This is a genomic window from Actinomadura montaniterrae (assembly GCF_008923365.1).
In the GTDB taxonomy this organism is placed as follows: Bacteria; Actinomycetota; Actinomycetes; order Streptosporangiales; family Streptosporangiaceae; genus Spirillospora; species Spirillospora montaniterrae.
In genome coordinates this window covers 1-9,960 of record NZ_WBMR01000288.1, presented here as the reverse complement: position 1 = coordinate 9,960, position 9,960 = coordinate 1, and the positions used below count along the sequence as shown (strand labels likewise).

The following is a 9,960-nucleotide window of genomic DNA, read 5'->3' as shown; positions in this document are numbered from 1 at the left end:
CCCCCGCCGATGCCGCCCGCCGGTCCCGCCGGGCGGGGCGGACGCGGCGGACGCCGCGGAGGCGGTCCGCGCCGTCCGGTCTCGGGCGACTGGCTCGGCGACGACCTGGAACGCGAGTTCGAGGGCGCCCGCCGGACGCGGCTGCGCGGCGTGATCGTCGGCGTCACCGCCCTGGTGCTCGTCGCCGTCGCGGGCCTCGGCGCGATGGCCTACCTGAGCTTCGGCGGCGGGACGAAGCACGCCGCCGTGCCGCCGCCCGCGCGGGAGACCGGCACCGGGCAGGACGGCGGCGCGAGGGTCGAGTCGGAGCCGTCCGACGCGCCCATCGTCACGCCCACACGGTCCCTGTACATCCCCGCGAAGGGCACGGGGAAATTCCTTCTGCCCGCTTCCGGAAGCCGCGTGTTCGGCCATGGAAAGGTGATGCGCTACATGGTCCAGGTGGAAGGCGGCTTACGGCAGGACCCCACGAAGTTCGCGCGCAGCGTCGACAAGATACTCGCGGATAAGCGGGGGTGGACGGCCAGCGGGAAATGGGCGTTCCAGCGCGTCAACTCCGGCCAGTACGACTTCGTGGTGCAGCTCGCCTCACCGAAGACCGTCGACAAGATCTGCGGTTCCTACGGCATGACCACGAACGGCACGGTGAACTGCAGCGGCGGCAAGCAGGTCGTCGTGAACCTGCGGCGCTGGCTGCTGCTGACCAAGTACTACCGCGGGCACCCGGACGCCTATCACGCCCTCACCATCAACCACGAGGTCGGCCACCGGCTGGGGTTCGGCCATATGACCTGCCCGGGACGCGGCCGCCTCGCCCCGGTGATGATGCAGCAGATCTACGGGCTGAAAGGCTGCCGGGCCAACCCGTGGCCGTTCGACGCGCACGGCCGTTTCCTGACCGGCCCCGCGGTCGCCGGAAAATGAATTAGAAGCGCGCCGCCGGGTTCCGCCACACTCGAGGCGTGCTCCTGACGATCAGTACCACCGCGGACCAGGCGACCGACCTGGGCTTCCTGCTGCACAAGCACCCGGACAAGGCGCAGAGCTTCGGGCAGTCCTTCGGCACCGCGCACGTCTTCTACCCCGACGCCGGCGCGCGCCGCTGCACGGCGGCGCTGCTGCTGGACGTCGACCCGGTCAAGCTCGTGCGCACGCGCGGGAGGGGCACGCCCGACTTCTCCCTCGGCCAGTACGTGAACGACCGCCCGTACGCGGCGTCGTCGCTGCTGGCGTCCGCGATGGCGAACGTCTTCCGCACCGCCATGCGCGGCAGGTGCGACATGCGCCCCGAACTGGCGGAGACCGCGATCCCGCTGGAGATCGTGCTGCCGGCGCTGCCGTGCCGCGGCGGCCCCGGCCAGGCGGAGCGCTTCTTCGCGCCGCTCGGTTGGGACGTGTCGGCCGTGCCCGTGCCGCTGGACCCCGAGTTCGCCGAATGGGGCGACTCCCGCTACGTGACGCTCACGCTCACCGGCCGGATGCGGCTCGCCGACGCGCTCAACCAGCTCTACGTGCTGCTGCCCGTGCTGGACGACGCCAAGCACTACTGGATGGCGCCGGACGAGGTCGACAAGCTCATCCGGGCGGGGGAGGGGTGGCTCGGCGCGCATCCCGACCGGGCCGCCATCACCCGCCGCTACCTCGCCAACCGGCGCTCCCTCGTGCGCGCGGCGCTCGGCCGCCTGGCCGACGCGGAGGACGCGCCGGAGGACGCGCTCGACCCGGTCGAGGTCGAGGAGGAGCCCGCGCGCGCGGAGAACGGCACGGATGCCGAGGCGGAGGCCCCCGCCTCGCTGTCGGAGCGGCGGATCCAGGCCGTCGTGCAGGCGCTCCACGACGAGGACGCGCGCCGCGTCATCGACATGGGGTGCGGCTCGGGCAAGCTCCTGGCGCGCCTGGCGCAGGACGACTTCTTCACGGAGATCGCCGGTACGGACGTCTCGTACCGCGCGCTGGAGGGAGCGGCGCGCAGGCTGCGTCTGGACAAGCCCCGGCACCGTCCCGACAAGCGCGTCCTCGACGTCTTCCAGAGCGCCCTCACCTACGCGGACGAGCGCTTGCGCGGCTACGAGGCGGCCGTGCTGATGGAGGTCGTCGAGCACATCGACCCGCCCCGGCTCCGCGCCATGGAGCAGGTCGTGTTCGGTCAGGCCAAGCCCCGCGTCGTCGTCGTGACGACGCCCAACGCCGAGCACAACGTCCGCTACGAGGGGCTGGCGCCCGGCGCCATGCGCCACCCCGACCACCGCTTCGAATGGACGCGCGCGGAGTTCCGCGCCTGGGCCGGCCGCGTCGCCGAGGCGCACGGCTACCGCGTCCGCCACGTGCCGGTCGGCGACGACGACCCCGAGGTCGGCGCGCCGACGCAGATGGGAGTGTTCGCCCGATGACCGAGATCCGGCTTCCGGAGATGGGGCTCGTCGTCCTGGTCGGTGTGACCGGGTCCGGCAAGTCGTACTTCGCGCGCAAGCACTTCGCGCCGACGCAGGTGGTGTCGTCCGACCGCTGCCGCGGCATGGTGTCCGACGACGAGAACGACCAGTCCGCCACCGGCGACGCGTTCGACCTGCTGCACTACATCGTGGCCAAGCGGCTGCGGCGCGGCCTGCTCACCGTCGTGGACGCGACGAACGTGCAGAGCAAGGCACGGCAGGCGTTGCTGCGGCTCGCCAAGGAGCACGACGTGCTGTCGGCTGCCATCGTCCTGGACGTCCCTGAGCGGCTCGCTGCCGAGCGGAACGCCGCCCGCCCCGACCGGGACATGCCCCCGCACGTCATCCCGCGCCAGCGGCGCGAACTGACGCGCGGGCTGCGGACGCTGGGCCGCGAGTTCCGGCGGGTCTTCGTGCTGTCCGGGCAGGAGGAGATCGACGCCGCGACGATCGTCTACGAGAAGGCGTGGAACGACCGGCGGGACCTCACCGGGCCGTTCGACATCGTCGGCGACGTGCACGGGTGCCGCGCCGAGCTGGAGGATCTGCTCGGCGACCTCGGCTACGAGATCGAGCGGGACGCGCGGGGCCTGGCCGCCGGCGCGAACCACCCGGGCGGGCGCACCGCCGTCTTCGTCGGCGACCTGGTCGACCGCGGGCCCGACTCGCCCGGCGTCGTCCGGCTCGTCAAGGGCATGGTGGAGGCGGGCAACGCGCTCTGCGTGTCCGGCAACCACGAGGCGAAGCTCGTCCGCGCCCTGAAGGGCCGCCAGGTGCGGCTGTCGCACGGGCTCGCCGAGTCCATGGAGCAGTTCGGCGCCGAGACCGAGGAGTTCCGCGACGGCGCCCTGCGCTTCATGGACGGCCTCATCAGCCACTACGTCCTCGATGAAGGACGCCTTGTCGTGGCCCACGCCGGCCTCAAGGAGGACTACCACGGGCGCGCGTCGGGCCGTGTCCGGTCGTTCGCGCTGTACGGCGACACCACTGGCGAGACCGACGAGTACGGGCTGCCCGTCCGGTATCCCTGGGCGCGCGACTACCGCGGTAAGGCGATGGTGGTGTACGGCCACACGCCCGTCCCCGACGCGGAATGGGTCAACAACACCATCTGCCTCGACACCGGCGCGGTGTTCGGCGGCAAGCTGACCGCGCTGCGCTACCCGGAGCGCGAGCTGGTGTCCGTCCCCGCGCGGCAGGTCTGGTACGAGCCGGCCCGCCCGCTGCACGCGGCGTCCCCGTCGGCGCCGGGCGGCCACCGCGAGAGCGACGTCCTGAAGATCGACGACGTCCTCGGCGCGCAGGGCGTGGAGACCCGGCTGATGGGGCGCGTCACCGTCCGGGAGGAGAACGCGCTGGCCGCGCTGGAGGTGATGAGCCGGTTCGCCGTCGACCCGCGGTGGCTCGTCTACCTGCCGCCGACGATGGCGCCCGCGGCGACCTCGCCGCTGCCCGGCCACCTCGAGCACCCCGCCGAGGCGCTCGCCGCGTACCGCGACCGGGGCGTCCTGCGCGCGATCTGCGAGGAGAAGCACATGGGCTCCCGCGCCGTCGCGGTCGTCTGCCGCGACGCGTCCGTGGCGGAGGCCCGGTTCGGTGTGGACGACGGTACGACCGGCGCGGTCTACACCCGCACTGGGCGCGCCTTCTTCCACGACGCGTCCGCGACCGAGGAGCTGCTCGCCCGGCTCCGTGCCGCGATCGGCGCCACCGGGCTATGGGACGAGCTGGAGACCGGATGGCTCGTGCTGGACTGCGAGCTGCTGCCGTGGTCGGCGAAGGCCATGGACCTCATCCGCACCCAGTACGCCGCGACCGGCGCGGCGGCGCGCGCCGCACTGCCGATTGCGTCCGACGTCCTCGCGCGCGCACACGAGCGCGGCCTCGACATCGGCGGGCTCCGCGAGCACATCGACCGGCGCGCGGCCAACGCGGCGCGCTTCCGCGACGCCTACGCGCGCTACTGCTGGCCCGTCAACTGCCTGGAGGGAGTGCGGCTCGCGCCGTTCCAGGTGCTCGCCGCGGAAGGCCGGTCCCTGGCCGCCGCACGCGACCACGACTGGCACCTGGACGTCGCCGCCGGGCTCGCCGCGGCCGACCCGACCGGGCTGCTCCAGCGGACGGAGTCGGTCATCGTGGACCTGGCCTCGCCGGAGTCGGAGGCCGCCGCGACCGAGTGGTGGGAGAAGCTCACCGCGTCGGGCGGCGAGGGGATGGTCGTCAAGCCGCTCGGGCCGCTCCCGGAGGACGCGAAGGTGCAGCCCGGCGTGAAGTGCCGGGGCCGCGAGTACCTGCGGATCATCTACGGGCCGGACTACACCGAGCCGGAGAACCTCGACCGGCTGCGCGGCAGGTCGCTCGGCCGCAAGCGGTCACTGGCGATGCGCGAGCACGCCCTGGGCGCCGAGGCGCTGGACCGGCTCGCCGCCGGGGAGCCGCTGTGGCGGGTCCACCAGGCCGTCTTCGCCGTGCTGGCCCTGGAGTCGGAGCCCGTCGACCCGCGCCTGTGACGACCGCCGCCACGGGCCCGCGCGGTCGGAGAAACCCGTGCCTGAAAGACCGCGGCCCGCCTCCGAGGGGGCGGGCCGCATGGGCGTCAGGTCGAGAAGAGCATGTGGAAAACGCTGCCGTGGTGCGGCGCGTGGTGGCCGTGGTGGTGATGGTGCACGGAGGCCGCGGGGGCGCCCCATCCGGGCGGGGGCGGCGCGGCGCGGTACCGGGACTCCATCTGGCCGAGGGCCTCGAGCTCGCCGTAGTCGAGGAAGATGCCCCGGCAGTTGTCACACTGTTCGATGTGGACGCCGCTGCGGTTGTAGGTCCGCATCAATCCATGACACTTAGGGCAGTGCATCGGCTTGTCATCCTTCCGCTATGGATCCCCAGGTAGAGGGTAAATGTAGGGCAGGTTCCGCGCCACGTCATACGGGCGGTCATGCCGGTCGTCATGCCGCGTCCCCCGCCGCGGCGATTCTGCCGCAGGCGTCCACCATCGCCTGCTCCGGTCCGTCCAACGGGCGCTCGCCCTCCCTTGCGGATATGACGCACGTGGCGGCGATCTGGATCGCCAGACTTCGCGCGGGCAGGTCGAGGGTCGCCCAGGGGTCGCCGCCGTCCGGCACCGCGGCGCCGCCGGCCTCGACGTAGGCGTCGAGGAACCGCCCCCAGTCGTCCGGGTGCAGGACGCCCGACAGGTACAGCGCGGCGGGGCGCGCCAGGTCCCACGCGGGGTCGCCCCTGCCGAGGTCCTCGATGTCTATCAGCCGCCAGCGTCCGTCCCGCGCGCGCACCATCTGGCCGAGATGCCAGTCGCCGTGGATGAGGCGCTCCGCGCGCTCGGGGCGGCCCTTGCCCGGCCCCTCGCCGCGGACCCAGGCGGGCAGTGTGGCGAACGCGCGCCGAACCTCGTCCTCTGCGGGGCCCTCGCCCAGGCGCGCCACCTGCGTTGCCACCCGTGTGGGACGGCCCCAGGACGGTGCGTCCGCCGGCACGGGCGTGGAGTGGAGCGCGGCCAGGAGCCGACCGGCGTCCGCCCAGGGAAGCTCCTTGTGCGGATCCACCGGCTCCCCGTACACGGAAAGGGTCACAGTACGGCCGTCCACATCCGACGGTGGCCCCAGCGGCCCGATCAGCAGATCGGGCAGGGACGCCGCGACCTTGATGCGTGCGAGGAACGGCTCCCCATAGTCACGGTCAGGTTGGTGCGCCTTCACCACAATGTCGCCCACCCGGACCACCAGGACGCCATGACGGTCGTACAGCGTCTCCGGCTCGAGAGGCGCGTCCGAAGCGCGCGCGGCGATACGGGACGAGTCGCGCCCGATCTCGGCGAGCCGGGCGAAGAGCTCCGGCGGGGCGGTCTCGGTCTCCACGCGACCAGTCAACCACCCGGCGGGCGCCGCCCACGCCGGAGAGTTCGCCGCCGGAGAGTTCGCCGTCTATGCCGGAGAGTTGACCGACTCGTCGCGCAGCTTGCGCCGGACGACCTTCCCCAGGACGTTCCGCGGCAGGTCCGTGCGCGGACGGAACTCCGCGGGCACCTTGTAGTGCGACAGATAGCGCTCGCAGTGCCGCCGCAGCTCGTCCGCGGAGAACGGGTAGGCGGGGTGCTCCACCACGTGCGCGATGACGCGCTCCCCGCGCCGCTCGTCCGGCCCGCCGACCACCGCGCAGTCGTAGACGGCGGGATGGCGCCGCAGCACCTTCTCCACCTCGGACGGGAAGACGCTGAACCCGCTCACCTTGATCATGTCCCGCTGCCGTTCGAGGATGGTGATGAACCCCTCCTCGTCCATCACCGCGATGTCGCCCGTCCGCAGCCAGCCCTTCGACAGGGCCTGCGCGGTGGCGAGCGGCGCGTTCCAGTAGCCCGCGAACACCTGCGGGCCGCGCACCACCAGCTCGCCGACCTCCCCGGGAGGCAGGTCCCGCGTCGGCTCGTCGACGTCGACGATGACCGCGTCCGTCATCGGCAGCGGCAGCCCCACGGTCAGGTTCCGGGCGCCGCCGCCCAGCGGGTTGCCGGTGACCGCCGGGGACGCCTCCGTCAGCCCGTAGCACTGGATCAGCCCGCGCGCCCCCAGCTCGTCGAAGCGGTCGAGGACCCGCTGCCCCAGCGCCATCGCGCCGCAGATGTAGACGCGCAGCGACCGCAGGTCCGACGGCCGGAACCGGGGACTGTCCAGCACCTGCTCGTAGAGCGTCGGGACGCCGGGGAACACCGTCGGCCGGTACTTGCGGATGGTGCGGAGCACCCGGTCGCGGTCGAAGCGCGGAAGCAGCACCACCGCGCCCGCCGTCATCACCGGCGCGATGAGGCAGCTCATCAGCCCGAACGAATGGAACAGCGGCAGCACCGCGAGCGTCACGTCCTGCCCTTCGCGCCCGCCGATGTCCCACGCGTGCTGCTGGCACGCGTTCGCGACGAGGTTGCGGTGCGTCAGCATGGCGCCCTTGGGACGTCCCTCCGTCCCGCCCGTGTACTGGATCGCCGCGAGGTCCCGCGCCGGATCCACCGGAAGCTGCCGCACCTGCCGCTGCGGGATCCGCTGCAGCTCCGTGAACGGGACGATGCCGGCGTCGTCCGGCACGTCCGCGGTGATGGCGGCGCGCCGCCGCTGCGTCTGCACCAGCGGCAGCCGCAGCACCGCCCGCCTGGCCGGCGGGAGGTACTCCACGAGCGAGGTGACGACGACGTGCTCCAGCCGCAGCCGGTGCCGCACCGCCCGCACCGTCGCGTAGGAACGATCCAGCACGACGGCGACCCGGGCATCGCAGTCCGCGAGCTGGTGGAGCATCTCCTCCTCGGTGTACAGCGGGTTGTGCTGGACGGCGATCGCCCCCCTGCGCAGCACCCCGAAGAACGCGATCACCAGCTGCGGGCAGTTCGGCAGGATCAGCGCCACCCGGTCGCCGGGCTGCACGCCGAGCCGGTGCAGCCCGTCGGCGAACCGGTCCGCCGCGTCCCGCAGCTCCCGGTAGTCGATCCGCCGCCCGAAGAAGACCAGCGCGGTCCGCCGCGGGTACCGCTCCGCGGCGTCGTCGAGCAGCCGGGTGACGGGGACGTCCGGGATCTCGATCTCGGTGGGAACCCCCGGCTGATACCTCCGCCGCCACGGGAGTGATCTTTGTGACGAGGGCCACATAATCGAGAATTCAACCACGACCTGCCCGATCCCGGAACTCGCGGCGGCCTCCCGGCCCGCGCCGCGCGCGTTCCGGCGGCCGGTCGCCGGCCCGCCGGAGTCGCCGCCGGAGTCGCTGCCGGCCGCTGCCGGGCGGACCGCCGGGGGCGCTTGGGGCGCGGTTCGCGGGGTAGGGGCACCGACCGGGATCGGAGAGGGGGAACGATGCCCGTGGACACGGCCACCCTGACCTTCGTCGGGAACGCGACGACGATCATCCGGTACGGCGGCGTCACGCTGCTGACCGACCCGAACTTCCTGCGCCGGGGCGAGCGCGCCGACCTCGGCCACGGCATCACCAGCAGGCGGGTCAAGGACCCGGCGATCTCGGTGGACTAGCTGCCCGAGCTCGACGCCGTGCTGCTCTCCCACCTGCACGGCGACCACTGGGACCCGGTGGCCGAGCGGTACCTCGACCGGCGTCTGCCGATCCTCACCACCACGGCGGCGGCGCGCGCGCTGAGCGGCCGAGGGTTCCGCTCCGCTGAGGGGATGCGCACCTGGGACACCGGGACCGTCGCCAAGGGCGAGCACGCGATCCGGGTGACGGCGCTACCGGGACGGCACGCGCCCGGCCCGCTGCGCCGCCTCCTACCGCCCGTCATGGGGTCGCTGCTGGAGTTCGGCCCGCCGGACGGCGAACCGCTGTTCCGGGTGTGCATCAGCGGCGACACGCTCATGTACGACGAGATCGCCGAGATCCGCCGTAGGTATCCGGGCATCGACGCGGGCGTCGTCCACCTCGGCGGCACCCGGCTGCTCGGGCTACTCACTGTCACCATGGACGGGCGCCAGGGCGCGCAGTGGCTGGAGACCACCGGCTGCGCGACCGCCGTTCCCGTCCACTACGACGACTACACGGTGATGAAGTCGCCGCTCTCGGACTTCGACAAGGAGGTGGGACGGCGCGGGATGGCCGCGCGCCTGCGCCACGTCGAGCGCGGCGGCACCATCACGCTCGGGCCCGCGACGAGCCGGACCCCGTCACCCGCGCCGCACCCGGCGCGCTGACGCTTCGCCCTATGGCTGGCGGGTCCAGCCCTCCGAGGCGGTCACCGTGCGGGACTCCGGTGCCGGGGGTTCGACGGCGCGCGCCTCGTACGCGGTGGACAGCACGATGTGGGAGTTCATCTCGCCGTGCTCGCCGAGCCGTTCCAGCAGCCCTTCCAGGTGCGGCATGGACGCGACCCGCACCTTGAGCATCGAGCACCAGTTCCCGCTGAGCTTGTGCACCTCGGTGACCTCGGGCAGGTCCTCGGCGGTGGTGGTCTTCAGCAGGCAGCGGCCGAGGGCGCAGCGCATCTGCACGAACGCGGTGAGCGGCTGCCCGACCCGGGCCGGGTCGATCCGCGCCTGGTAGCCGGTGATCACGCCGGTCTCCTCCAGCCGCCGGACCCGCTCGGCCACCGCGGGCGCCGACAGGTTGACGCGGGCGGCGAGCCGGTTGAACGACAGCCGCCCGTCGCGCTGGAGTTCGGCGATGATGCGCCAGTCCGTCTGGTCGAGCTCCCGATCCATCCGAAAGGCTCCTTTCCGGATTTCGCTTGCGAACGACAGGCGGGTCCGTGCGAACACCGTAGATCGTCCATTCATCCCGGCGCCAGGCCTTTCTAGCGTCGAGGGCATGGATCAGACCTCGATCGCGCGCCCGGCGCGGGCGCGTCCGATGGCGGCGCTGTGCGCGGGGACCGCCCTCATGAACGCGGCGATGTCGATGGCGAGCGCGGCGGGCACCCTGTCCGCCGCGGACCGGCTGGGCACCGGCTGGGGCGGCGTCCCCGCCACCGCCGGGATCGTCGGCACGGGGGCCGGCGCGCTGGCGCTGACCCGGCTGGCGCGCCGCCTCG

General features: G+C 73.0%; 10 protein-coding genes. 6 read left to right on the top strand and 4 right to left on the bottom strand.

Annotated elements, in window-relative coordinates:
• From F9B16_RS45675 to F9B16_RS45665, 3 genes are all read left to right on the top strand, one after another.
• A partial coding sequence (locus tag F9B16_RS45675) for a DUF3152 domain-containing protein (RefSeq protein WP_151546528.1) occupies positions 1-924 on the top strand: 924 nt, incomplete at its 5' end.
• 38 nt (positions 925-962) lie between these two features.
• Positions 963-2,390, top strand: coding sequence for a 3' terminal RNA ribose 2'-O-methyltransferase Hen1 (locus F9B16_RS45670; RefSeq protein ID WP_151546527.1), 1,428 nt, complete (start codon positions 963-965; stop codon positions 2,388-2,390).
• Entirely contained in the window at positions 2,387-4,942 is a 2,556-nt protein-coding gene (locus tag F9B16_RS45665; RefSeq protein ID WP_151546526.1) for a polynucleotide kinase-phosphatase, read from the top strand. The genes F9B16_RS45670 and F9B16_RS45665 overlap by 4 nt, the downstream gene beginning before the upstream one ends.
• Before the next feature lie 86 nt (positions 4,943-5,028).
• Here the strand turns inward: F9B16_RS45665 and F9B16_RS45660 are convergent, their stop codons facing one another.
• From F9B16_RS45660 to F9B16_RS45650, 3 genes are all read right to left on the bottom strand, one after another.
• Positions 5,029-5,283: a TFIIB-type zinc ribbon-containing protein gene (locus F9B16_RS45660; RefSeq protein ID WP_151546525.1), complete on the bottom strand. Its 255-nt coding sequence runs from the start codon at positions 5,281-5,283 to the stop codon at positions 5,029-5,031.
• Positions 5,284-5,374: 91 nt separating this feature from the next.
• Entirely contained in the window at positions 5,375-6,301 is a 927-nt protein-coding gene (locus F9B16_RS45655; RefSeq protein ID WP_225992526.1) for a phosphotransferase family protein, read from the bottom strand.
• Positions 6,302-6,367: 66 nt separating this feature from the next.
• Positions 6,368-8,074, bottom strand: coding sequence for an AMP-binding protein (locus F9B16_RS45650; RefSeq protein ID WP_151546524.1), 1,707 nt, complete (start codon positions 8,072-8,074; stop codon positions 6,368-6,370).
• Between the two features lie 204 nt (positions 8,075-8,278).
• Between F9B16_RS45650 and F9B16_RS53255 the strand changes: the two genes are divergently transcribed.
• Together F9B16_RS53255 and F9B16_RS45645 are read left to right on the top strand one after the other, a co-directional pair.
• Entirely contained in the window at positions 8,279-8,452 is a 174-nt protein-coding gene (locus F9B16_RS53255; protein WP_225992525.1) for a hypothetical protein, read from the top strand.
• Complete coding sequence (locus F9B16_RS45645) at positions 8,453-9,124, top strand: MBL fold metallo-hydrolase (RefSeq protein ID WP_264159865.1); 672 nt, start codon at positions 8,453-8,455, stop codon at positions 9,122-9,124.
• Positions 9,125-9,133: 9 nt separating this feature from the next.
• Here F9B16_RS45645 and F9B16_RS45640 read toward each other — a convergent pair whose 3' ends face one another.
• Positions 9,134-9,631, bottom strand: coding sequence for an Lrp/AsnC family transcriptional regulator (locus F9B16_RS45640; RefSeq protein ID WP_151546523.1), 498 nt, complete (start codon positions 9,629-9,631; stop codon positions 9,134-9,136).
• A 106-nt stretch (positions 9,632-9,737) separates the two neighbouring features.
• Here F9B16_RS45640 and F9B16_RS45635 point away from each other — a divergent pair.
• The coding region (locus tag F9B16_RS45635; RefSeq protein ID WP_404800594.1) for a hypothetical protein at positions 9,738-9,960 on the top strand (223 nt) is incomplete at its 3' end.